The 24,295-nt window shown below is 64.7% G+C and carries 20 protein-coding genes and 1 tRNA gene; 10 read left to right on the top strand and 11 right to left on the bottom strand.

The window, feature by feature from the left end; translation table 11 throughout:
* Positions 1-18 precede the first annotated feature (18 nt).
* Positions 19-1,938 (bottom strand): ATP-binding cassette domain-containing protein, encoded by a 1,920-nt coding sequence (locus NP552_RS09675; RefSeq protein ID WP_043864573.1) that lies wholly within the window; start codon positions 1,936-1,938, stop codon positions 19-21.
* A 210-nt stretch (positions 1,939-2,148) separates the two neighbouring features.
* Between NP552_RS09675 and NP552_RS09670 the strand changes: the two genes are divergently transcribed.
* Positions 2,149-4,077 carry a transglycosylase SLT domain-containing protein gene (locus tag NP552_RS09670; RefSeq protein ID WP_043864574.1) on the top strand — a complete coding sequence of 643 codons (1,929 nt, stop codon included), beginning with the start codon at positions 2,149-2,151 and terminating at the stop codon, positions 4,075-4,077.
* A 97-nt stretch (positions 4,078-4,174) separates the two neighbouring features.
* Here NP552_RS09670 and NP552_RS09665 read toward each other — a convergent pair whose 3' ends face one another.
* Positions 4,175-4,978, bottom strand: coding sequence for an MOSC domain-containing protein (locus tag NP552_RS09665; protein ID WP_078479600.1), 804 nt, complete (start codon positions 4,976-4,978; stop codon positions 4,175-4,177).
* Between the two features lie 75 nt (positions 4,979-5,053).
* Positions 5,054-5,989 carry a chemotaxis protein CheV gene (locus NP552_RS09660; protein ID WP_043864576.1) on the bottom strand — a complete coding sequence of 312 codons (936 nt, stop codon included), beginning with the start codon at positions 5,987-5,989 and terminating at the stop codon, positions 5,054-5,056.
* Positions 5,990-6,386: 397 nt separating this feature from the next.
* Between NP552_RS09660 and NP552_RS09655 the strand changes: the two genes are divergently transcribed.
* The 3 genes from NP552_RS09655 (at position 6,387) to NP552_RS09645 (ending at position 8,853) form a co-directional block, all read left to right on the top strand.
* Positions 6,387-6,848 carry a hypothetical protein gene (locus NP552_RS09655; protein ID WP_043864577.1) on the top strand — a complete coding sequence of 154 codons (462 nt, stop codon included), beginning with the start codon at positions 6,387-6,389 and terminating at the stop codon, positions 6,846-6,848.
* A gap of 459 nt (positions 6,849-7,307) precedes the next feature.
* Positions 7,308-8,204, top strand: coding sequence for a sensor histidine kinase (locus tag NP552_RS09650; protein WP_043864578.1), 897 nt, complete (start codon positions 7,308-7,310; stop codon positions 8,202-8,204).
* Positions 8,194-8,853 (top strand): response regulator, encoded by a 660-nt coding sequence (locus NP552_RS09645; RefSeq protein ID WP_043864579.1) that lies wholly within the window; start codon positions 8,194-8,196, stop codon positions 8,851-8,853. Before NP552_RS09650 ends, NP552_RS09645 begins: the two co-directional genes overlap by 11 nt.
* On the opposite strand, the gene yegS is transcribed toward NP552_RS09645, so the two are convergent.
* On the bottom strand, positions 8,837-9,736 hold the full coding sequence (yegS, locus tag NP552_RS09640) for a lipid kinase YegS (RefSeq protein WP_043864580.1): 900 nt from the start codon (positions 9,734-9,736) through the stop codon (positions 8,837-8,839). The two genes, NP552_RS09645 and yegS, sit on opposite strands and share 17 nt — an antisense overlap.
* 299 nt (positions 9,737-10,035) lie before the next feature.
* Between yegS and NP552_RS09635 the strand changes: the two genes are divergently transcribed.
* Positions 10,036-11,490: a mannose-1-phosphate guanylyltransferase/mannose-6-phosphate isomerase gene (locus NP552_RS09635; protein WP_088514233.1), complete on the top strand. Its 1,455-nt coding sequence runs from the start codon at positions 10,036-10,038 to the stop codon at positions 11,488-11,490.
* Positions 11,491-11,555: 65 nt separating this feature from the next.
* Positions 11,556-12,800 (top strand): glycosyltransferase family 4 protein, encoded by a 1,245-nt coding sequence (locus NP552_RS09630; RefSeq protein WP_043864582.1) that lies wholly within the window; start codon positions 11,556-11,558, stop codon positions 12,798-12,800.
* Here NP552_RS09630 and NP552_RS09625 read toward each other — a convergent pair.
* Positions 12,789-14,015: a molybdopterin molybdotransferase MoeA gene (locus NP552_RS09625; protein WP_274096678.1), complete on the bottom strand. Its 1,227-nt coding sequence runs from the start codon at positions 14,013-14,015 to the stop codon at positions 12,789-12,791. The genes NP552_RS09630 and NP552_RS09625 overlap by 12 nt on opposite strands.
* Entirely contained in the window at positions 13,999-14,538 is a 540-nt protein-coding gene (gene moaB, locus NP552_RS09620; protein WP_043864584.1) for a molybdenum cofactor biosynthesis protein B, read from the bottom strand. The genes NP552_RS09625 and moaB overlap by 17 nt, the downstream gene beginning before the upstream one ends.
* 200 nt (positions 14,539-14,738) lie before the next feature.
* Between moaB and NP552_RS09615 the strand changes: the two genes are divergently transcribed.
* The gene (locus NP552_RS09615; protein WP_043864585.1) at positions 14,739-14,960 is read left to right on the top strand and encodes a YgdI/YgdR family lipoprotein; all 222 of its coding nucleotides are present in this window, start codon (positions 14,739-14,741) and stop codon (positions 14,958-14,960) included.
* Positions 14,961-15,039: 79 nt separating this feature from the next.
* Positions 15,040-15,116: transfer RNA gene (locus NP552_RS09610), tRNA-Pro, on the top strand.
* Between the two features lie 142 nt (positions 15,117-15,258).
* Here NP552_RS09610 and mqo read toward each other — a convergent pair.
* The 3 genes from mqo to NP552_RS09595 all read right to left on the bottom strand — a co-directional run bounded on the left by mqo (position 15,259) and on the right by NP552_RS09595 (position 20,808).
* Positions 15,259-16,845 (bottom strand): malate dehydrogenase (quinone), encoded by a 1,587-nt coding sequence (gene mqo / locus NP552_RS09605; RefSeq protein WP_054916197.1) that lies wholly within the window; start codon positions 16,843-16,845, stop codon positions 15,259-15,261.
* Between the two features lie 363 nt (positions 16,846-17,208).
* A complete protein-coding gene (locus NP552_RS09600) occupies positions 17,209-18,834 on the bottom strand; it encodes a methyl-accepting chemotaxis protein (protein WP_274096677.1) in 1,626 nt (541 codons plus the stop codon).
* A gap of 210 nt (positions 18,835-19,044) precedes the next feature.
* The gene (locus NP552_RS09595; RefSeq protein ID WP_043864588.1) at positions 19,045-20,808 is read right to left on the bottom strand and encodes an ABC transporter transmembrane domain-containing protein; all 1,764 of its coding nucleotides are present in this window, start codon (positions 20,806-20,808) and stop codon (positions 19,045-19,047) included.
* 248 nt (positions 20,809-21,056) lie between these two features.
* On the opposite strand from NP552_RS09595, the gene NP552_RS09590 reads away from it, so the two are divergent.
* Positions 21,057-21,227, top strand: coding sequence for a PA1571 family protein (locus tag NP552_RS09590; protein ID WP_167400204.1), 171 nt, complete (start codon positions 21,057-21,059; stop codon positions 21,225-21,227).
* Positions 21,228-21,346: 119 nt separating this feature from the next.
* Here NP552_RS09590 and pdxB read toward each other — a convergent pair whose 3' ends face one another.
* Entirely contained in the window at positions 21,347-22,489 is a 1,143-nt protein-coding gene (pdxB, locus tag NP552_RS09585; RefSeq protein WP_088514236.1) for a 4-phosphoerythronate dehydrogenase PdxB, read from the bottom strand.
* A gap of 145 nt (positions 22,490-22,634) precedes the next feature.
* On the opposite strand from pdxB, the gene NP552_RS09580 reads away from it, so the two are divergent.
* On the top strand, positions 22,635-24,035 hold the full coding sequence (locus NP552_RS09580; protein WP_373874872.1) for an MATE family efflux transporter: 1,401 nt from the start codon (positions 22,635-22,637) through the stop codon (positions 24,033-24,035).
* Here the strand turns inward: NP552_RS09580 and tusA are convergent.
* Positions 24,032-24,274, bottom strand: a complete 243-nt coding sequence (gene tusA / locus NP552_RS09575) for a sulfurtransferase TusA (RefSeq protein WP_043864590.1) — start codon at positions 24,272-24,274, stop codon at positions 24,032-24,034. The two genes, NP552_RS09580 and tusA, sit on opposite strands and share 4 nt — an antisense overlap.
* Positions 24,275-24,295 lie beyond the last annotated feature (21 nt).

Here is a 24,295-nt window from a genome sequence, read left to right as displayed (position 1 = left end):
CAGCGGGCCTTCTTCATATCAGCTGTCGAGCTCGGCCCAACGCTCCACCAGTGTGTCCAGCTCGCCCTGCAGCTTCTCGAGGCTGGCCAGCACGGCGGTGGTCTGGTCGATTGGCCGCTGATAGAAGCCTGCATCGGAAATCTCCGCCTGCACCGCAGCCATCTTCTGCTCCAAGGCATCGATCTGCCCCGGCAGCGCCTCCAGCTCGCGCTGCAGCTTGTAGCTGAGCTTCTTCTTGCCTTCATTGACCACCGGCGCTGCCGCAGGCTCGGGTGCAACGGCCTCGACCACCGCACTGTTGAGCTCGGACTTGCCCGACTTGCTTTCGGTCACGCCGAGCAGCTTGGGCGAACCGCCCTGTCGAATCCAATCCTGATAGCCGCCCACGTACTCACGCACCTTGCCCTCGCCTTCGAACACCAGGGTGCTGGTGACCACGTTGTCGAGGAACGCCCGGTCGTGACTGACCATCAGCACGGTGCCCTTGAAACCCGCCAGCACCTCTTCGAGCAGCTCCAGGGTTTCCACGTCCAGGTCGTTGGTCGGCTCGTCGAGCACCAGCAGGTTGGCCGGCTTGCTGAACAGCTTGGCCAGCAGCAGGCGCGCACGCTCGCCACCGGACAACGCCTTGACCGGCGTGCGTGCACGCTGGGGGCTGAACAGGAAGTCGCCCAGGTAGCTCAGTACGTGACGGTTCTGCCCATCGATCTCGATGAAGTCACGGCCTTCGGCCATGTTCTCGATCACGGTCTTTTCCAGGTCAAGCTGATGGCGCAACTGGTCGAAGTAGGCCACTTCGAGACGCGTGCCCGACTCCACCTTGCCCGAGCTTGGCTCCAGGTCGCCCAGCATCAGCTTGAGCAGCGTGGTCTTGCCGGTACCGTTGGCGCCCAGCAGGCCGATACGGTCCTCGCGCTGCAGGACCATCGAGAAATCCTTGACCAGGTAAGGGCCATCGGGGTGTGCGAAGCTGACGTTTTCCAGCACCATCACCTGCTTGCCGGACTTTTCCGCCACGTCGAGCAGGATGTTGGCCTTGCCCTGGCGCTCGCGACGCTCGCTGCGCTCCACACGCAGTGCCTTCAGGGCGCGCACGCGGCCTTCGTTGCGGGTACGCCGGGCCTTGATGCCCTGGCGGATCCACACCTCTTCCTGGGCCAGTTTCTTGTCGAACAGCGCGTTGGCAGTCTCTTCGGCAGCCAGCGCGGCTTCCTTGTGCACCAGGAAGCTGGCGTAGTCGCCGTTCCAGTCGATCAACCCGCCACGGTCCAGTTCAAGGATGCGCGTGGCCAGGTTCTGCAGGAAGGAACGGTCGTGGGTAATGAACAGCACGGCGCCGCCAAAACCGCTCAGGGCATCTTCAAGCCAGGCGATGGCGCCGATGTCCAGGTGGTTGGTCGGTTCGTCGAGCAGCAGCAGGTCGGGCTCGGACACCAGCGCCTGGGCCAGCAGCACACGCCGACGCCAACCACCGGACAACTCGGCCAGGGTCTTGTCGGCCGGCAGCTGCAGGCGGCTCAGGGTGCTGTCGACCAGTTGCTGCAAGCGCCAGCCATCGCGCGCCTCAAGGTCGCTCTGCACGTGCATGAGCTTTTCCAGGTCGGCGTCGGTGTGAATGTTCTGGCTCAGGTGGTGATACTCGGCGAGCAATGCACCGACACCGTCCAGGCCTTCGGCAACCACATCGAACACGGTGCGCCCGTCGGCCACCGGCAGTTCCTGCGGCAGCTCGCCGATCTTCAGGCCCGGGGCACGCCACACATCGCCTTCGTCGGGCTTCTGGTCGCCCTTGACCAGGCGCAGCATGCTCGACTTGCCCGTGCCGTTGCGGCCGATGATGCAGACCCGCTCACCACGGGCGATCTGCCAGGACACCTTGTCCAGCAACGGCATGGCGCCGAACGCAAGGGACACATCGCTTAATTTGAGCAGGGTCATGATCTTCTCCAAAAACCGGGGGCGCATTCTACCTGAGTTGCGCCTGCTTCACATTAAGCGCGACCGGCGTGCCGACCGCAGTCCTGCATTACATGCCGATACAAGCACAATGCTTTCTTCCGCCCCCGGCAAACGGCTAAGCTTAAGCACGTAATCCCACCAGTGCTGGCGCCGCCGACACTCGTTTTGGTCAAACTGTCCGGAAGTATCATGCGCCGCAGCCTGCTCAGCCTCGTATCCTGTCTGCTTTTTTCCGCCACCGCGGCCAGCACCGTCCAGGCCGCCGACCTCACCCAGCAACGCCAGTACTACGATGAAGCCAAGCGTGCCCTGGCCAAGGGCGACAGCGGCCCTTACCGCCGTTACGAACAGGCCCTGCGTGATTATCCGCTGGAGCCCTACCTGGCCTACGACGAACTGACGGCGCGCCTCAAGAGCGCCAGCAACGCCGAGATCGAGAAGTTTCTTGCCGAGCATGGCGACCTGCCCCAGGCCAACTGGATGAAACTGCGCTGGTTGCGCTGGCTGGCAGAGCGCGGCGACTGGCAACCCTTCGTCAAGTACTACGACCCCAAGCTGAACTTCACCGAGCTCGACTGCCTCAACGGCCAGTATCAGCTCAGCCACAACCTGCGCGCCGAGGGCTACGCCACCGCCGACAAGCTGTGGCTGGTGGGCAAGTCGCAGCCGGCGGCCTGTGACGTGCTGTTCGACCGCTGGGCCGCCGAGGGCCAGCTGACCGAACAGAAGCGCTGGGAGCGCATCAAACTCGCGGCCCAGGCGCGCAACTACGCCCTGGCCAACACCCTGATCAAAGGCCTGAACACCCTGGGCCCGCAAGGCCGTCTGCTGGTGGATGTGGCGCAGAAGCCCGAACTGCTCAACAACCCCGGGCGCTTCACCCCGGTCAACGAAGCGATGTCCGACGTGGTCAGCCTGGGCCTGCGCCGCCTGGCGCGCCAGGACCCGGAGCGGGCCATGGCGCTGCTCGACGACTACGCCAATCGCATGCATTTCTCCCGCGACGAGAAGGTGGCGATCGCCCGCGAAATCGGCCTTACCCTGGCACGGCGCTACGACCCCCGCGCCCTGGGCCTGATGACCCAGTACGACCCCGAGCTGCGCGACAACACCGTGACCGAATGGCGCCTGCGCCTGCTGCTGCGCCTGGGCCGCTGGGAAGATGCCTACGAGCTGACCAAACGCCTGCCCCAGGACCTGGCCACCACCAACCGCTGGCGCTACTGGCAGGCGCGCAGCCTGGAGCTGGCGCAGCCGAAGAACCCGCAGATTCCACTGCTGTACAAGACGGTAGCGCGAGAACGCGACTTCTACGGGTTCCTGGCCGCCGATCGTGCACAGACCCCCTACCAGCTCAACAACAAGCCGCTGGTGCTCAGCCAGCAACTGATCAACAAGGTACGCAACACGCCCGGCGTGCGGCGCGCGCTGGAATTCCATGCCCGCGGCCAGATCGTTGACGGGCGCCGCGAGTGGTACCACGTCAGCCGTCATTTCAGCCGCGACGAGATGGTCGCCCAGGCGCGCCTGGCCTATGAAATGCGCTGGTACTTCCCGGCCATCCGCACCATCAGCCAGGCCCAGTACTGGGACGACCTGGATATCCGCTTCCCGATGGCCCACCGCGACACCCTGGTACGCGAAGCCAAGGTACGCGGCCTGCACTCGAGCTGGGTATTCGCGATCACCCGCCAGGAAAGCGCCTTCATGGACGATGCCCGTTCCCACGTGGGTGCCAGCGGCCTGATGCAGCTGATGCCGGCCACCGCCAAGGAGACGGCGCGCAAGTTCAACATCCCGCTGGCTTCGCCGGCGCAGGTACTGAACCCGGACAAGAACATCCAGCTGGGCGCCGCCTACCTGAGCCAGGTGCACGGCCAGTTCAACGGCAACCGGGTGCTGGCCTCGGCCGCCTACAACGCCGGCCCCGGACGCGTGCGCCAGTGGCTGCGCGGCGCCGATCACCTGAGCTTCGACGTATGGGTGGAGTCGATTCCGTTCGACGAGACCCGCCAGTACGTGCAGAACGTGCTGTCGTATTCGGTGATCTACGGGCAGAAACTCAATTCACCGCAGCCACTGGTGGATTGGCACGAGCGGTTTTTCGACGATCAGTAAGCGGTGATCAGCGCTTCGCCGGCAACGTCGAAGCGCAACCTTGTGGAGGCGACGGTGCGTGTGCAGGGGCCAGCCTTGCTGGCGAAGCGGCCCGTCGCTATTCCAGCACCTCGACCGCCATGCCCACCTCCAGCATGCCCTCGCCGTCGGCCACCAGGTTCTGGCCGAACAGCACATCCCCCTCCTTCTGCCGATAGGTCTTGAGCGTGGTCAAGGGTTCGCGATCGGGGCTGCGCTCGCCGGTCTGCGGGTCGAGGGTGGTGAGGATGCAGCGCGTGCACGGGGAAAGCACCCGAAAGGTCTGCTGGCCAATGCGAATGCGCTTCCAGCCATCCTCGGCATATGCCGCACTGCCCTCGACCACCAGATTGGGCCGAAAGCGCAGCATCTCCAAGGGGCGCCCAACCCGCTGTACCAGGTCGTCGAGCGACGCCTGGCCGATCAGCAGCAAGGGGAAACCATCGGCGAAGGCCACACGGTCACTGTTCTCACCGTAGCCGGCCGGCAGATAGCGGGTACGCGGCTCGGGCACATGCACCAGGCGCACCGGCTTGCCGATGAAGCGACTCAACCAGTCGGCCGCCGCATCGCCTGCATCCGGTACGCGCAGGGTGTCGCGCCAGATGGTCGCCCCACGCAGATTGGCGTCCGCTTGCGGCACCGCCACCTGCAAGGGGTCAAAACCCGGGGCACTGAGCACCAGACCGCCGTCGGCGTCGTACAGCGCCGATAACTGGCTCATCTGCGGGTAGGCGCGCTGGGTCAGGAAACGTCCGTTGTCCTGCTCCACCAGCATCCAGCGCCGGTCACCCAGCAAGCCCAGCAGGCCGCACGGCGACTGGCCCATGGCTTGCGCCTGGGCCGACTTGAGTGGGTAACGATACAACGCGCTCAGACGCATGGGCCGGCTCCGGATGATAAAGGCGCAAGCTTACACCGAAGGCCGGGCAACCGCTGCCCGGCCCTTGGTGCCGGCTCAGACGGTCGCTTCGTCCAGCATCAGGCGCTGGCGCACCACATCCACCAGCTTGTCGGGCTGGAACTTGGACAAAAAGTTGTCACAACCGACCTTCTTCACCATCGACTCGTTGAAGCTGCCCGACAAGGACGTGTGCAGTACCACGTACAGGCTGCGCAGGCGCGGGTCGTTGCGGATCTCGGTGGTCAGGCGGTAGCCGTCCATTTCCGGCATTTCGGCATCGGTGAAGACCATCAGCAACTTCGAGCACACGTCCTCACCGGCATCCGCCCAGCCTTTGAGCAGGTTGAGTGCCTTGAGGCCATCGCTGGCCACATGCATCTTCACCCCCAGCTGGCTCAGGGTTTCACGCAACTGCGCCAGGGCCACGGTGGAGTCGTCCACCAGCAGCACCTCCCGCCCTCGCGCCTGCGCCAGTACCGGGTCTTCCAGCTTGTCGCGGGACACCTTGGCGTTGTACGGCACGATTTCGGCCAGTACTTTCTCCACGTCGATGATTTCTACCAGTTGCTCGTCGACCTTACTGATGGCCGTCAGGTAATGCTGACGCCCGGCACTGGTGGGCGGCGGCATGATCGCCTCCCAGTTCATGTTGACGATACGGTCCACGCCTCCCACCAGGAACGCCTGCACCGAACGGTTGTACTCGGTGACGATGATGGTGCTGTTGGGCCCCGGCTCCAGTGGGCGCATGCCGATGGCCTGGGACAGGTCGATCACCGGCAGGGTCTGCCCACGCAGGTTGACCACGCCGCACACATACGCATGGCGTTGCGGCATCAGGGTCAACTTGGGCATCTGCAGCACTTCCTGCACCTTGAACACGTTGATCGCGAACAGTTGGCGCCCGGCCAGGCGAAACATGAGGATTTCCAGACGGTTCTCGCCTACCAGCTGCGTCCTTTGGTCTACCGTGTCGAGAATGCCAGCCATTAAACAACCCCCAGGCGTGTCGCAAAAATTGAATTATCAACCGTGTATCGGCCGCGTTCGTCTTGGCTTGACCCCCCAAAATAAAATGCTGCGGGGGGCATTGATGTCACTTTAGCATCATGGTTTACTGCGCTGACAGTTTTGCAGTCGCGGCAGGTCATCAGCGATCACACCAAGCCAATGCCATCAGGGAAACCCCTAGCCACAATCGGGCGAGACCTGATGTTCGCAATATCCTTTAGCCATTAATGTGACGCCATTCTCATTGCATGAATGGAGTCAGGCTTTTGCTCGCTACTGCCTTGTTGTCCACAACCAATGCTAGCGTCTTGCCAAAACACCGGCTCCAGGGCGTTTCAGCCCCCATCCGCAGTCTGCGCCTGGCAGGAAACGACTGATGTCCGACACCACTGCGGACATCAGCGCCCTACACGACTTTCAGGTCGATGCCCACGTACTGCTGACCCGCGCTCAGGAGTGCCTGTCGCACCTTGACCTGATCGGCCACGATACCGACGCGTGCGACTGCCTGCTGAACACCCTCGGCACACTGGCCGAGCGTGCCCACCTGCAGGCCCAGACGCAGATCGCCGACTTCTGTCGCCAACTCTGTCATGTGCTCGAACCGCAGCAATGCCGCGCGCGCCTTCACGCTGCACTGCCCAAGCTGAAAGCCTGCCTGAGCCTGCTGGCCTGGCAGCTTGAACTGATCGACCCGCACACCGGCCAATTGAACCTGGACCCCCAGGAGCAACTGGCCTTGCTGGAGGAACTGGAACAGACCTTCCGCCAGTTGCACGCAGAACCGGCCAAGGCGACCGCCACACCCGCCGCCCCTGCACCCGCCCTGGGCGCATGAAGTTGCACAACTAACCGGCGTGGGAAATTTCCCCGCCGCACATCATTTCAAAGCACTTTCCCACAACACTAAGCATTAACTTACGCGTGGGCGGCGAGTTTCTGTCAGCTGTATACAAAAACAATATCAGCGCATATAGGACAAGTTGTGTATCGCCACCAGTGATAGCAAAGTGCTAGACTTTGCGCCATCCGGAACGACCGTACCAGCCCGTAAAACTGACAGTTCGGACATCTTTCACGCCCCGCGACCATTTCCAAGCGAAGTGATACTATGCCCGACGCAAATTGCACACCGACAATGCACGGTGCTGAAGTTTGGCGTTTTCAGCACACTTGAAATCGTCTGATTCCAGTGTTGGCAAAACTGCACAAAGTTAAATCCAGGCGTTGCCCCAAACGCCTGTTGGGCGATATTCGACCGGCTTTCAACAGCGATACTTCAGTGGCTTCATTCCCTATGCTCTCAAGCCTCAAGACACTCAAGCGCGGCCCTCCGGGCGCTTCTCTGCTGCATTGGCTGAGCGCCCTGCTGTGCCTGGTGTCGGCGGCGGCCAACCTGTACCTGTACCTGCGTGCGGCACCGATGCCCGGCAGCCTGCTGGCACTGCAGCTGGCCGCCCTGCTCGGAATTGGCTGGCAATTGCGCCAGGCCGCGCGCTCGATCGCCATGCGCCCCCAGGAGCTGGCCCACCGCCTGCTCGAGGTACAGGAGAGCGAACGCCAGCGTCTGAGCCGCGAACTGCATGACGATATCGGCCAACTGCTGACAGCCGCCAAGCTGCAGGCAGACTGGCTGCAACGGCGCATGCCGGCCGACCTGCAGGAACACTGCGCCACATTGCGCAGCACCCTGGACGACACCCTGGCCAACGTGCGTGATGTGTCGGCGATCCTCAACCCACGCCAACTGGCCAGCCTGGGGCTTGAAGCGAGCCTGCGCGCGCACCTGCTGCGCACCCTGGAAAACACCGACGTGCACTGGAGCCTGGAGTGCAGGCAGCGCCTGGGTGGCATTCCGGAAGACATGGCCATCGCTGCCTTTCGCATTACCCAGGAAGCCGTCACCAACATTCTGCGACACGCCCGGGCGCGCAACCTGAGCGTGCGCATCGAGCGCACCCCCGAAGGCCTGGCACTATCGATCAGCGACGATGGCCAGGGCTTCACGCCTGCTGCCGCCCCCGGCGAGGAGGGCCAGCGCGGCATGGCCGGCATGAGCGAACGGGTCAACCTGCTCAATGGCCGGCTGAGCGTGAACAGCCAACCCGGCCAGGGCACCCACATCGACGTACTGTTCCCCTGGCCACCGCGTGCCCGTGAACGCGCCAATACAAGTAAACCCCATGATCTGTAATCTGTTGCTGGTGGATGACCACTCCCTGATTCGCGCCGGCGTACGCGCCCTGGTCGCCGACATACCCGGCTACGCCGTGGTCGGCGAGGCCAACGACGGTAGCCAGCTGCTCGAACTGGTGCAGCGCCTGGACCCGGATATCGTGCTGCTGGACATCTCGATGCGCTCGACCGGGGGCCTGGAGGCCCTGGGCCGCCTGAAGGCTGCTGGCTGTCGCAGCAAGGTGCTGATCCTGTCGATGCACACCGACCCCGAGCTGATCATGCGCGCACTGGAAATCGGCGCCCATGGCTACCTGCTCAAGGACACCACCGCCACCGAACTGGAGCAGGCACTGGCCGCGCTGCGCAGCGACGAGCGCTACCTGAGCCCGGCCATCGCGCATACCGTGATCAACCAGGCGTTACTGCGCGCCCAGAGCAGCAAGCCCGAGGCCGTCGAGAACCACAACCTCACGGCGCGCCAGCTGGAAATCCTGCGCCTGATCGTGCGCGGCAAATCCACCCGTGAAATCGCCAACGGCCTGGGCCTGAGCATCAAGACCGTCGAGACCCACCGCTCGCAGATCATGAAACGCCTGCAGATCTACGACGTGGCGGGCCTGGTGCTGTTCGCCGTGCGCGAACAGATCATCAGCCTGGACGACTGAGCAGCGGCGACTCGGCGGGCAGGTGCACGCGCAGCGCCCCCGGCAGCGCACTGAAGCGCCAGCTGTCGCCTTGCAGCGGCTCGCCATCGAGGTTGATGTCCAGGCCTTCGGCGCTCTTGATCTCGACCCACGGCAGGCGCGCGCGAACAAACAGATTGTCCAGCCCCAGGCCCTCGCTCAGCAGGTCACGCAAAGTGCCGACCACCTCCTGCGGCGCCGGCAGGATGCTGATATCGAGCAGCCCGTCGTCCACCTGCGCCTGCGGGCACAGCACATGCCCGCCGCCGGCCTGGCGGCCGTTGCCGATTCCCAGGGCCAGCAACTGACCTTGCCAGTGAAAATCCGGACCTTGCAGCTCCACCGAGGCCGCACGCAGCTCGCTGAAACGCGACAGCCCGGTGAACAGATAGGCCGCGGCACCGATCACCTTCTTCAGGTCCTCGGAAGTGCTGGCCGTGACCTGGCTGCCGAAACCGCCGGTGGCCATGTTGAGGAACACCTGCCCGCCCACCTCGCCCAGGTCGATCGCCCGCGCCGGCAACTCCAGCAGGTTCAGAGCCTGGTCCGGCTCCAGCGGCACACCGGCAGCCCGTGCGAAATCGTTGGCGGTACCCAGCGGCAATAGCGCCAGGCTGGCATCACCCCGGGCCTGGGCCAGCGCCTCTGCCACATCGCGCAGGGTACCGTCGCCACCACCGGCCACCAGATGCGGGTACCCCGCCGCCAGCGCCTCGTGCACCAGGCGCTGGGCATCGCCCCCCTCCCAGGTGAGTCGAACATCGAGCTGCCAGCCGCGCTCGCGCAAGCCCATTACCGCCGCGCGCACCTCGTCGTTCATGGCCTGCTTGCCATGCAGAATCAACAATGCCCTGCGCTCACCCATAACTGCTCCCCCGCATTGATCACCGCCGACGGCGGTGCCGCGTCAGATGACGCCCGTGTATATCGACCGATTACAACACGGTTCCGTTGCATGCGGACCACGTCAAAAACAGCGCTTTCACACAATTGCCATTGAAAGATTCTCAATCGATGTGCATCATTCGACAAATATTTGGCCTTCACGGACGATGCCAGTGATAAAAGTCACTTTTTTGACTCATTGAGCAAAGCGCCTGCCAGGTTCACCTTTTCCCTGTTATCACACCGCCTAGCGGTGCCCAGAACACGAGGCTGAGTGAAATGAGCACACTGATCCCTTGCATCATTGCCGGTGGAGCCGGCACCCGATTGTGGCCGGTTTCACGCGAGGCCATGCCCAAGCCCTTCATGCGCATGCCCGATGGCCAGAGCCTGCTGCAGAAAACCTTCCTGCGTGCCTGCGCACTCAAGGATGTGGCCCGCGTACTCACCGTCACCAATCGCGAAGTGTTCTTCCGCACCCAGGATGAATACCGCCAGCTCAAACAGCCCGGCATCGCGCTGGACTTCATTCTCGAGCCCTGCGGGCGCAACACGGCCCCGGCGATTGCCGCCGCCGCCCTGCACTGTGCCCGTGAATACGGCGAAGACGCCCACCTGCTGGTGCTGCCCGCCGACCACCTGATCACCGACCAGGCAGCCTTCGAAGAGGCCGTGGAACGCGCCCGCGCCCTGGCCGAGCAAGGCTGGCTGACCACCTTCGGCCTGGTGCCCACCCAACCGGAAACCGGCTTCGGCTACATCGAGAAGGGCCAGGCCCTGGATGCCCATGGCTATCGCGTGGAGCGCTTCGTCGAAAAGCCGAACGCAGAGATCGCCCAGCGCTATGTCGAGGGCGGCCAGCACCTGTGGAACGCCGGCATGTTCTGCATGCGTGCAGATGCCATCCTGCGCGAGCTGCAGCAGCACGCACCGCAGGTTCTGGATGCGGTCGGCGAATGCCTGGGGCTGAGCCAGAGCAAACAGGGCAACAACAGCCTGCAACTGGAACTGGATGCCACCAGCTTCGCGCAGGTTGCCGACATCTCCATCGACTACGCCGTGATGGAGCGTTCCACCCAGGTGGCAGTGCTGCCCAGCCAGTTGGGCTGGAGTGACATCGGCTGCTGGCGGGCGGTGCGCAGCCTGGCCCAGGGCGATGCCCAGGGCAACCAGTGCAACGGCGAGACCGTGCTGCACGACGTGAGCAACTGCTACATCGATTCGCCTCGCCGCCTGGTGGGCGCCATCGGCCTGGACAACCTGATCATCATCGACACCCCCGACGCCCTGCTGATCGCCGACGCGAGCCGCAGCCAGGAGGTCAAGCTGATTGCCCAGCAGCTCAAGCGCCAGGACCACGACGCCTATCGCCTGCACCGCACCGTGACGCGCCCCTGGGGCACCTACACCGTGCTCGAGGAAGGCCCGCGCTTCAAGATCAAGCGCATCATGGTACGCCCGCAGGCCTGCCTGTCCCTGCAGATGCACCATCACCGCAGCGAACACTGGATCGTGGTCAGCGGCATGGCCTGCGTGACCAACGGCGAAGAGGAATTTCTGCTCGACACCAACGAGTCGACCTTCATCAAGCCGGGGCGCGAGCATCGCCTGAGCAACCCCGGGGTGATCGATCTGGTAATGATCGAGGTGCAAAGCGGCGAATACCTGGGCGAGGACGACATCGTGCGCTTTACTGATATCTATGGACGCGCCCCGGCAGCAGCGATCGGCTGAGGCCCGCCAGGCGCGTTTTCGCATTCAGCCTGTCGACGCCCCTGCGGCAAGAGAGGAAGTGGGTCATGCGCGTACTCTGGACACTGCCTTACCTGCCCTGGCCCACCACCAGCGGCAGCAAGGCCCGGCAATACCACCTGTTGCGTGGCCTGGCTGAACGCGGGCACAGGATCACGCTGCTGGTGCACTCGAAAGTTCCGCTTGGCGAGGCAGCCCGACAGGCACTGGAGCCACTGCTCGAGCGCCTGATCGTGTTGCCGCGAAGGCCTTTGCGCAGCCCGCTCAACCTGCTGGCGGCGCTGTACGTCGGCTACCCGATGCGGGCCAGCACCAACGGCCTGGCGCCCCACCTGCGCCACTGCTTCGAAACGTTGCTGCGCGAGCAGTGGGATGTGATCCAGATCGAGCACAGCTACAGTTTCCAACCCTTCGAAAAGGCCCTGCAAGCCAGCGGCCTGCCTTTCATGGTCAGCGAGCATCATGTGGAGTCGGACACCGGCGCGGTGTGCCAGGACCGCCTGCCCCTGTGGCTGCGCCCGTTCAACAGCTTCGACCGCTGGCGCTACCGGCGCTGGGAGTCGCGGGTGCTGCGCCAGGCCAGCGAAGTGGTGGCCGTCAACCCGCGCGATGCCGAACAGATCCGCCAGTTCACCGGCCGCCCTGCCGAGGTGGTGATCAACGGCGTGGACTACGAGTACTACCAGCACATCAGCGCCTGCCCGCACAGCCAGCGCCTGCTGCTGGTGGGCAACTTCGAATACGGCGCCAACCTGGAGGCGCTGGAGTGGGCGCTGGAGGAGATCCTGCCGCAGGTATGGCTGAGCAACCCGGCCGTGCGCCTGGCGGTGGTCGGACATGCCCTGCCCACCCAGTGGAAGCTGCGCTGGAACGACCCGCGCATCGAATGGATCGGCTACCTGCCCGACCTGCGTGAGCTGCAACGCCACTCGGCGCTGTTCTTTGCCCCGCTGCGCCATGCCGGCGGGTGCAAGATCAAGTTGCTCGAGGCCATGGCCGCAGGCCTGCCGGTGGTCACCACCACCCAAGGCGCAGCGGGGTTGGCAGTGCGCAACGGCGAGCATTACCTGGGTGGGGACGACACCGACACGCTGGCACTGATCATCACCCGCCTGCTGAGCCACCCGACGCGCATGCAGCAGTTGTCCGATGCCGCGCGCCAGTTCGTGCGCGAGCAGCATGACTGGAGCAGGGCCGCCGCGCAGCTGGAGAGCGTGTATGCGCGCCTCGCCGCACAGGCCCCACTGGGCAACGACCGGGTTGCCCGGGGCCTACTGCCGTCAGCCGAGTAGCTCGCTGAGGGGGATGAACTGCACGCTGTCGCCCTTGCCGGGCGCAGTGCCCTCGCGCACCTCCACCAGGCCCTCGGCCCACGCGGCGCTGCGCAGCACACCCGAGCTCTGGTTCTTGTAGATCAGCGCCTGGCCCTGCTCCATGCGCGCGCGCAGGTATTCGCGGCGATTGCCTGGCTTGGGCCAGTCGAAACCGGCAGGCACGCTGAACTGCAGCGGCGTCACGTCCTGCACACCCTGGCGGCGCAACAGGTACGGCCGGGTGAGCAGGCCGAAGGTGACCAGGGTCGACGCCGGGTTGCCTGGCAGGCCGATCACCGGCACCCCGCGAAAATGCCCGAATGTCAGCGGCTTGCCGGGCTTGATCGCAAGCTTCCACAGCGACAGCTCACCTTCTTCGCGCAGGGCGATACCCAGGTAATCGGCCTCGCCCACCGATACACCACCGGTGGACAGAATCAGGTCGACGTCCTTGAGCTGGCCCAGGCGCTCACGGGTCAACGCCAGATCATCGGGCAGGATGCCGGCGTCCTTCACCTCGCAGCCCAGGCGCTGCAGCCAGCTGACCAGCAGGCGCCGGTTGCTGTTGTAGATCTGCCCGGGGCCCAGGGGCAGCCCCGGCTCGACCAGTTCGTCGCCGGTGGAAAGCACCGCCACCCGCACCTTGCGCACTACCGACAGCGCCGCGCAGCCGAGCGAGGCAGCCAGGCCCAGCTCGACCGGCCCGAGGCGGGTCCCGGCGTCCAGCACGGTTTCACCTGCCCGGGTTTCCTGGCCCTGCGGGCGCACGTTGAGCCCGGCACTGAGTGGCTCGGTGAAACACACGCATTGATCGGGCTGAACGTCGGCGTTCTCCTGCATCTCGACGCAGTCGGCCCCTGCCGGCAGCGGCGCACCGGTAAAGATGCGCGCACAGGTACCCGGCTCCAGAGGCGCAGGCGCCTGCCCGGCCTGAATGCGCTGGCTCACCACCAGCGGCGTGCCCTGCCAGTCGGCGTGGTGCAGTGCGTAGCCGTCCATGGCGCTGTTGGGCCAGGGCGGCAGATCAAGGCCGGCGACCAGCGCCGTGGCCAGCACACGGCCCTCGGCAGCAGCCAGTGGCACCTCTTCGCAGTCTTCGATGCGCGCCGCTTCGGCCAGCGCCAGCAAGCGCTCCAGTGCCTGCTCCACGGGCAGCAGCGGCTTTGCCGCAACAGGCTCAGCCACGGCTTTCACACGGCGCCGCCTGCTTGAGGTGCGCGACGAAATTGCACGGGCGATGGCGTACATCCAGTTGCTCGGCAAGAATCCCGTCCCAGCCGGTGCGTACCGCGTTGGTCGAGCCGGGCAGGCAGCACACCAGCGTACCGTTGGCCAGCCCGGCCAGGGCGCGGGACTGCACGGTGGAGGTGCCGATATCGGCCAGGGAGATATGCCGGAACAGTTCACCGAAGCCGTCGACCTGCTTGTCGAGCAGGCAACCGACCGCCTCGGGGGTGCTGTCGCGGCCGGTGAAGCCGGTGCCGCCCGTGATCAGTACCACCTGCACCTGCTCGTCGGCGATCCAGGTGGCGACCTGCGCGCGAATCTTGTAGAGGTCGTCCTTGAGCAGTACACGGGCGGCCAGCGCGTGGCCGGCAGCAGTCAGGCGGTCGACGAACACCTGGCCGGAGGTATCGGTTTCCAGGGTGCGGGTATCGCTGACGGTCAGCACGGCAATGTTCAGCGGCACGAACGGTACATCAGCCTTGGCTTTCATGAGGAGGGTGAATCCATGACAGGGAAAGAATGCCGCCAGTTATATCACAGCCCTCCCCGCGCCCGCCCGCCAGCGGCCGATTGCATTGTTCCCGATCAATGACGCGGTTCAGCCGCTATGCTCAAGTTGCGAGGAACTTGCTGGGACGCGATGCGTCTCAATGACATGACCCGCAACTTCCCCCTCAATGGAGAAAGAATATGATTCAACGGACCCTCCCCGCTTTCCTGCTCGCCCTGGGCCTGGGCACCCTCGCCGGGTGTGCTTCGCCTACCGTGATCACGCTGAATGACGGACGTGAGATCCAGGCGGTCGACACCCCCAAGTACGATGAAGATTCGGGCTTCTATGAAATCGAACAGCTCGACGGCAAGAGCACCCGGATCAACAAGGACCAGGTCCGCACCGTGAAAGAGCTGTAAAAGGCAGTACAGACGGCAAGCTTCAGGCCCCTCGCCGGGGCTTGCCGGTCGCGTTTTTTTTTGAGTAGAATTTTGTCATCGGAGTGTAGCGCAGCCAGGTAGCGCGTCTCGTTCGGGACGAGAAGGCCGCAGGTTCGAATCCTGTCTCTCCGACCAGATCGGCAAAAACCACAAAGCCCGCTTTTGCGGGCTTTGTGGTTTCTGGCTGTACTGCATCCGCTGTGGCTCAAACCCGCCCCCACAAGGATGTCAATCATCCGGTGGGGGCGGGCTCGATCCGCGAAGCGTCAACCCGACGTTACTGCGCGGCCACCGCCGTCTCGTCCGGCAGCACCGGCACGAACAGCAGGTTCAGGCGCGAGCTGCTCCACTCACGGGTCTTGTTGGTCAGCTCGAGGTTGTTGTTGAGCTTCTGACCATAGGTCGGCACGATCTGCTTCAGCTTGGCCTGCCATTCAGGGGTCTTGATACGGTCCTTGAAGGTCTTTTCCAGCACGGTCAGCATGATCGGTGCGGCGGTGGAGGCACCTGGCGAGGCGCCCAGCAGCGCAGCGATGGTACCGTCCTGCGAAGCCACCACCTCGGTACCGAACTGCAGGATGCCACCGTGCTCGGGATCCTTCTTGATCACCTGGACGCGCTGGCCGGCCTGCAGCAGTTTCCAGTCTTCGTTCCTGGCGTTGGGGAAGTACTCGCGCAGGGCATGCATGCGGTCTTCGAAGCTCAGCATCAACTGGCCCATCAGGTAGGTGCTCAGGTCGATGTTGTCGATACCGGCATGGGTCATCGGCATGATGTTGTGGGTGGTCAGTGCCGAGAACATGTCCAGCAGCGAACCGTTTTTCAGGAACTTGGTGGAGAAGGTCGCGAACGGGCCGAACAGCAGCACTTCCTTACCGTCGATGACACGGGTGTCCAGGTGCGGTACAGACATCGGCGGCGCACCGACCGAGGCCTTGCCGTACAGCTTGGCCTTGTGGCGTTTGACGATGTCCTGGTTGTCGGTCATCAGGAACTGGCCGCCCACCGGGAAGCCGGCATAGCCGTCAGCTTCCGGGATGCCGGACTTCTGCAACAGCTTGAGCGCGCCACCACCGGCACCGATGAACACGAACTTGGCCTTGACGCTGGTTTCGACGCCCTTGTTGGCGAGGTCGGCGACCACCACGGTCCAGGTGTTGTCGGCGTTGCGCACGATGTCGCGCACTTCGTGCGAGGTGTGCAGCTTGACGTTGTCATGCTGGGTCAGCGAAGCGAACAGCTGGCGGGTGATCTCGCCGAAGTTCACGTCGGTACCGATCGGCATGCGCGTTGCGGCAATCTTCTGGTCGGCGGCACGGCCTTCCATCACGATCGGCACCCACTTCTGGATCTGCGCATGGTCTTCGGAGTACTCCATGCCACGGAACAGCGAACTGTGCTGCAGGGCCGCATGACGTTTCTTGAGGAACTCGACGTTCTTGTCGCCCCACACAAAGCTCATGTGCGGCACGTTGTTGATGAACGAGGTCGGGTTGTTCAGCACCTTCTGCTCGACCTGGTAGGCCCAGAACTGCTTGGAGATCTCGAACTGCTCGTTGACGCCCACCGCCTTGCTGATGTCCATCGAACCGTCAGCCGCTTCGCTGGTGTAGTTCAGCTCGCAGAACGCAGAGTGGCCGGTACCGGCGTTGTTCCAGGCGTTGGAGCTTTCCTCGGCCACCTTGTCCATGCGCTCGTACACGTCGATGGACCAATCCGGCTCCAACTCGTTGAGGTAGGTCCCCAGGCTTGCACTCATGATGCCGCCGCCGATCAGCAGCACGTCGACGGTCTTTTCCGGTTCACTGGGCTTGGAGCAACCCATGACGCTCAGGCACAGGAGCGTCAGCAGGATTTTTTTCATAGTTCAATCCAATTGAAGTGAAGTGATTGGCAATGACCATCACGCCCGCAGTGCACGCCCGTCTCTTGTGGTTCTGCGCGCGCAGGCCATGGCTCAAGGCATGGCGTCCAGGCCTTCGAGGCTGGCTGGCGGCTGGGGTATCGAGGGTGCGGGGAACGGTCTGACGCCATGGCTGCCGTAGCAGCCCTGAATGTTTCGCAAGGCTTAAGCCTGGGTCGCCTTAAGCAGAAAGCGGGCCAACTTGCACAAGACCAACGGCTAATAGCTAGGACCTGTGGTCGCACCCCATCGTTGATGGTTTTGCTGGCGACAATCCGCCACATTGCCCGACATAAAGGCCGGCAGGTGGCGGATTTCCCCCGGTCAGGCCCGCAGGCGCGCCGTCACCTCGCCCAACCGACCCGACAGGTCGTGCAAGTGCTGCCCGGCCTGCTCGGTCCGCTGCACGGCGCCCTGATTGGCGGTGGCGATGCGGGTGATCTCCACCAGGTTGCAGGACATGTCTTCGGCCACGCTGGTCTGTTCCTCGGCGGCGGTGGCGATCTGGCGGTTCATGTCGCGGATGGCCTCCACCGCCTGGGTGATGCGCTGCAACATGGCACCGGCACGCTGTACCTGTTCGGCCCCCTCCTCGCTGCGGGCCTGGCCGTTCTCGATGGCCTTGACCGCCTCCAGCGCGCCCGACTGCACGGCGCTGATGATCTGGTTGATCTCAGCGGTGGACGCCGCCGTGCGCTGGGCCAGGTTGCGCACCTCGTCGGCCACCACCGCGAACCCGCGCCCGGCCTGGCCGGCACGGGCCGCCTCGATGGCAGCATTGAGCGCCAGCAGGTTGGTCTGCTCGGCGATAGCGCGGATCACCTCCAGCACCTTGCCGATACGGGCGCTGTCCTGTTCCAGATGGCGAATCACCGCCGCCGTGCCGGCGATGTCCCGGTTGACCGCGTCGATGGTGGCAATGGTCGACTGCATCACCTGCTCGCCGGACTGGGCACTGTGGTCGGCATCATCCGCGGCGCGCGCCGCGTCCGCTGCATGGCGGGCCACCTCCTGGGCAGTGGCGGACATTTCCTGCATGGCCGTGGCCACCTGGTCGGTCCGCTGGAACTGGTCTTCGGTGCCCCGCGCCATGCCGCCGGCCAGGCTGCGCAGCTCGCCGCTGGCGGACTCCAGCTCCCGGGCGTTATCCTGCAGGCGCCCTACCGTGTCGGCCAGAAAATCGCGCAGGGTATTGGCAGCCACCGCCAGGCGCCCCAGCTCGTCATGGCGCCCGCAGGCCACGCGGGCATCGAAGCGGCCCTGGCTCAGGTGTGCCACGTATTCGATCAGGCGTCGAATCGGCTCGATCAGGCTGCGATCAACCAGCCACAGGCTCAGCAGCGCAATCAGCAGCGCCGAGCCGAGCATCACCAGCAGCCCCAGCCACACCGTACGCTGCGCGCGGGCATCGATGGCCGCCGCCTGCACCTGGGCATCGGCACGCAACTGGCTTACCAGTTCGCTCATCTGTTCGCTGGCCGCGCGGTCCACGCCCTTCACTGCCTGGTCCCCGACAGCGGGGTCGGCCCCTGCCGCGATGAACGCATCGCGACCGCGGGCATAGGCAGCACCCAGTTGCGCGTGGCTGTCCTTGAGCGCCTGCAGGCGCGTTCTGAGCCCCGCATCGTCGGCGTTGGCCCGCACCAGCTGGGCCAGCAGCGCCTGCACCTGCTGTTCACGCGCCGAAAACTGCTGCCAGTACTTGTCCCGCTCGACCGGCTGCTTGCCGCGCAGCAATACGTTCTTCCATTCCTGCACCTGCACCTTGAACTGCAGGTTGGCTTCGTCGATCAGTTGCGAAGCCAGTATCGGCCCCTCCACCAGCTGGCCGTAGCCACGCACGCTGGCCGACAGGAACTGAAAGCACACCAGGGCGATCAGCAACATCGCCAGCAGGCTGCCAGCCAGCAGGGCGAGAATTTGCAGCCGCAGGGATTTACGCACGAACATCGCAAGGGTCTCGGAACAAGAGGATAGGAAAGCTGGCGCGCCACCTGCCGCACCAGTCAAAGACGTCCTTGTCCTCGTTCACCGGGCAAAAAAAAGCTGCCATCGAGCGATGGCAGCAAACTGCATTGAGCATTACGCAACAGCTGATCCGATACTCTCAGGGGATTGCTACAGAAATGTTACAGACGTACAAAATCTGTAACATTTCCTTCATGCGCTGTTGAACTGCAAGGCGGCAAGCCGCGCATACAGCGGGTTCTCGGCAATCAGCTGGCGATGGGTGCCCACCGCGACCAGCCGGCCCTGGTCGATCACGGCGATACGGTCGGCGTGCTGCACCGTGGCCAGGCGATGGGCGATGACCAGCGTGGTGCGCCCGGCCATGAGGGCTGGCAAGGCCTGCTGGATCAGGTGCTCGCTTTGTGCGTCGAGGGCACTGGTGGCCTCGTCCAGCAGCAGGATCGGCGCGTCCACCAGCAGCGCCCGGGCAATGGCCAGGCGCTGGCGCTGACCACCGGAAAGCCCAAGCCCGGCATCGCCCAGGTGCGTCTGGTAGCCCTGCGGCAACTGCAGGATGAATTCATGGGCATGCGCGCTGCGCGCCGCTGCCTCGACCTCGGCACTGGTAGCCTCGGCACGCCCGTAGCGGATGTTGTCTTCGACCGTGCCGAAGAACAGCGCCGGGTTCTGCGCAACCAGTGCGAAATGCCGACGCAGGTCCTGCGGGTCGAGCCGGGTCAGTGGCTGGCCGTCGAGCAGTATCTGCCCCTGCTGCGGGTCGTAGAAGCGCAGCAGCAGGTCGAACAGCGTCGACTTGCCCGCCCCCGAAGGCCCGACCAGGGCCAGGGTCTCGCCAGGCACCACCGTCAGGCTCAGGCCGTCGATAGCCGCTGGGGTGGGCCGCGAGGGGTAGGCAAAATGCACCTCCTGCAGTTCGAGGCGGCCACTGACCCTGGGAGGCAGGCGCTCCAGCCCTTCGTCGGGGGCGTGGATCTCGCTGCGTGCCGCCAGCAGCTCGGCGATCCGCTCGGCTGCGCCCGCGGCCCGTTGCAGCTCGCCGATCACTTCGCTGAGGGTGCCGAAGGCGCTGCCGACGATCAGGCTGTAGAACACGAACGCCGCCAGCTCGCCGCCGGAAATACGCCCGGCGATCACGTCCATGCCACCGACCCACAGCATCACACCGACCGCCCCGAGCACCAGCACGATCACCAGGGTGATCAGCCAGGCGCGCTGCACGATTCGCTGGCGAGCGGTGGTAAAGGCAGCCTCCACGGTCAGGCCGAAACGCTGCTGGTCACGGGCCTGGTGGTTGTAGGCCTGCACGGTCTTGATCTGGCCGAGGGTTTCGGCCACGTAGCTGCCCACGTCGGCGATGCGATCCTGACTCTGGCGCGACAGGCCGCGCACCCGCCGGCCGAAGATCAGGATCGGCGCCAGCACCAGCGGCAAGGCCAGCACCACGATACTGGTGAGCTTGGGGTTGGTGACAAACAGCAGCACGATGCCGCCCAGCACCATCAGGGCATTGCGCAGGAACAGCGAGAGCGACGAGCCGATCACCGATTGCAGCAGCGTGGTGTCGGTGGTCAGGCGCGACTGGATCTCCGAACTGCGGTTGCTTTCGAAAAAGCCCGGGTGCAGATAAACCAGGTGGTCGAACACCTGCTGGCGTATATCCGCCACGCACCGCTCGCCGATCCACGACACCAGGTAGAAACGACTGAAGGTACCCACCGCCAGTGCCAGCACCAGCAACATGAACAGGCCAATGGACTGGTTGAGCAGGTGTGGCGACTGGGTCATGAAACCCTGGTCCACCAGCAGGCGAATGCCCTGGCCCATGGACAGCGTGATACCCGCAGTGACCACCAGCGCCAGCAGTGCGGCCATGGCCTGTTTGCGGTAAGGGCGAATGAAACGCCAGGCCAGGCGCAGGGCCTGGCGCTGGCGAGCAGAAAGAAGGCTGGGCATGAAGGTCTTCGTTTATCCGGAGTATGCAGGTCAGCCTACACCCGACCACCGGTCAGGCGCCAAGGAACTCTGCAGCGCGTGGGGCATCACTGACAAGACCAGGCAACAAGTTCACTAGAGCGTTTCGTTCTAAAGTGCCGCTGGAGATTTGTCTGACTTTCTGTTGGACTGGAGGTGTGACAGGGCTGTCATGGTGCGGTCATGTCGCGGATCTAGTCTGAGCTTGCAACCTGATGAGGAGACAGGAAATGAGCTTGCAAAACAGCAATACCCAAGCGCAACGCCCAAGCCATCCGAACCCGGCGTGCGGGTCGATCATCGATGCCCAGGGTCGGGAAATCGAGATCACCGAAGACATGATCAGAAAAGCCTGCGAGGACCTGGAGAAAAGCCGGGTAGAGCTCGCCAAGAAAGCCTGACCCCTATTCAAATCAACCCGGCCCTGGTGCCGGGTTTTTTATGCCTGGTGTAAAGCCCGCTTCGCCGGCAAGGCCGGCGCCTGCAGGGAGACCCGTTGCCGGCCGGCGAAAGCAGTACCTCACACCAACAGGCCACCCAACGCCTTGACCATCTGCTGCAACTGCGGCGCATCACCCTCGATGCGCACCATCAGCCCCTCGATCTCGCGCCGCGGCGGGTACTGTTTGCGCAACACATCGAAGGCCGCGCGCTGGGCCTGCGGATCACGGTCAAGGCTGCGACGAAAATCCGCATCGTCGCGGCGCGGGTCGTACACCGCACGGCACAGTGTGGCCAGAGCCCAGGCCGGATCGGTTTCGGCCTGCAGGCTGAGCTGCGCCAGCCATGGGCGCGGCAGCAGGTCGGCCAGGCGCACCGTTTCGGCCTCGCCCCGCCAGGCGCAGAACGCCTGGTAGATCTGCGCCGTGCCGCGCTGCTTGCCATCCAGGCTGTAGCCGGCGATATGCGGGGTGGCAATCACGCACAGGTCGGCCAGCGCCTGATCGACCTGCGGCTCGCCCTCCCACACATCCAGCACCGCCTGCACATCGTCACGCGCCTGCAGCAGGCTGCGCAATGCCGCATTGTCGACCACCGGGCCGCGGCTGGCGTTGATAAGCCAGGCGCCGGGGCGCAGTTGCGCCAAGCGCTCGGCGTCCAGCAGGTGCCAGGTCGAATGCTCGCCGCCCTTGGTCAAGGGCGTGTGCAGGCTGATCACATCGCACTCGGCCAGCACCTGCTCCAGGTTCACGTAGTCCCCCCCCTCCTGCGCCTGGCGCAGCGGATCGCATACCCGCACCGTCCAGCCCAGCCCGCGCAGCACCTCCACCAGGCGCCCGCCGACTTCACCGGCGCCAACCACCCCGTAGGTGCGCCGCGCCAGGTCTGCGCCATCCAGCTCGGCCAGGGTCAGCAGGCTGCCCAGCACATAATCCACCACGCCCCGCGCATTGCAGCCCGGCGCGCTGGACCACTGGATACCGGCCTGGGCAAAGTAGTCCAGGGCCAGGTGATCGGTGCCGATGGTGCAGGTGCCGACGAAGCGCACCTTGCTGCCTTCGAGCAGGGCCTGGTCGACGTTTGTCACCGAGCGCACCAGCAATACATCGGCGTCCTGCACGCAGGCGCGGTCGATGCTGCGGCCCGGGTAACGGCGGATCTCGCCGAAGCCTGCGAAGAAGGCATCGAGCAGCGGTATATTCTCGTCGGCAACAATCAGCATGGCGCTCTCCTGTAAGGGAGCGCAGTGTAGGCCCATACACCCGGCTCGATCCAGCCGAGATAAAGCCCGCCGGTGTATTTCCTGACCCATGCGTCAAGGCGTAGACTAGGCGGTTTTCCGCGCCTTTATTGTGGACATCCGCCCCGTGACACAGTCGAACACCGCTACCACCCGCCTCTCCCGCCCAGCCAGGGTCGGCACTGAAGTACGCAGCCTGCTGCAGTTGGCCACGCCGATCATCATCGCCCAGCTGGCCACCACCGCCATGGGCTTCGTGGATGCCGTGATGGCTGGCCGGGTCGGCCCGCGCGACCTGGCAGCGGTTGCCCTGGGCAACTCGATCTGGGTACCGGTGTTTTTGCTGATGACCGGCATCCTGCTGGCCACCACGCCCAAGGTGGCGCAGCGCTTCGGTGCCGGTCAGCATGCCGAGATCGGCCCGCTGGTGCGCCAGGCCCTGTGGCTGGCCGGCGTGGTCGGCCTGGGCGGTTGCGGCCTGCTGCTCAGCGCCGAGCCGGTACTGCACCTGATGAAGGTCGACCCGGAACTGATCGCACCGTGCATGGGCTACCTGCAAGGCATCGCCTTCGGCCTGCCGGCGGTGGCGCTGTACTACGTGCTGCGCTGCAGCAGCGACGGCCTGGGCCGCACCCGGCCGAGCATGGTGATCGGGCTGAGCGGGCTGATGCTGAACATCCCGCTGAACTACGTGTTCATCTACGGCCACCTGGGCGTGCCAGCCATGGGCGGCGTGGGCTGCGGCTGGGCCAGCGGCATCGTGATGTGGTTCATGGCCCTGGCCATGGCGCTGTGGGTCGGCCGTGCAGCGGCCTATCGCCAGGCCCAGGTGTTCGCCCGTTTCGACTGGCCGCAATGGTCGGTGATCAAGCGCCTGCTCACGGTCGGCCTGCCGATCGGCATCGCGGTGTTCGCCGAATCGAGCATCTTCGGCGTGATCGCCCTGTTGATCGGCAGCCTGGGCTCCACCGTGGTGGCCGGGCACCAGATCGCCCTGAACGTGAGTTCGCTGGTGTTCATGATCCCGTACTCGCTGGGCATGGCGGTAACCGTGCGGGTCGGCCAGGCCATCGGTGCCGGCGACCCGCGCCAGGCGCGCTTTGCCGCCGGGGTGGGCATGGGTACGGCGCTGGCCTACGCCTGCTTTTCGGCCAGCCTGATGCTGTTGCTGCGCGAGCCTATCGCCAGCATCTACACCACGGACCTGGCGGTGATCCAGATCGCCTCGATGCTGATCGTGTATTCGGCGCTGTTCCAGTTCTCGGACGCGATCCAGGTGACTGCGGCCGGCGCCTTGCGCGGCTATCAGGACACCCGCGTGACCATGATCCTGACCCTGTTCGCCTATTGGGGCATCGGCCTGCCGGTGGGCTACCTGCTGGGGCTTACCGACCACTTCGGGCCGGCCAGCGGCCCCAGCGGGCTATGGGAAGGCCTTATCGTGGGGCTGACCTGTGCGGCGCTGATGCTGTCGGTGCGCCTGGCGCGCAGCGCACGCAAGCGCATCCGCCAGCAGCGCCGGGGTTAGGCGAGTTTCTTGCGGATCCAGTACAGGTAGGTGCCGGCATCTTCCTGCTGCTGCACCAGTTCATGGTCCAGAAACACACAGAACTTGGGGATGTCGCGGCGGGTCGAGGGGTCGGTGGCAATCACCTTGAGCAGGCCGCCGGGCGCCAGGTCGCGGATGTGCTGGTGCAGCATCATGACCGGCTCGGGGCAGTTGAGGCCGGTGGCATCCAGGGTGGCGTCGGGGGTGAGGTCGGTCATCAGGTACTCCGGGGTCAGCGG

Source organism: Pseudomonas sp. 8209 (assembly GCF_028682105.1).
GTDB lineage: Bacteria > Pseudomonadota > Gammaproteobacteria > Pseudomonadales > Pseudomonadaceae > Aquipseudomonas > Aquipseudomonas palmensis.
Note: the sequence above shows the minus strand (reverse complement) of the source record. Positions and strands in the feature narration are given on the sequence as shown.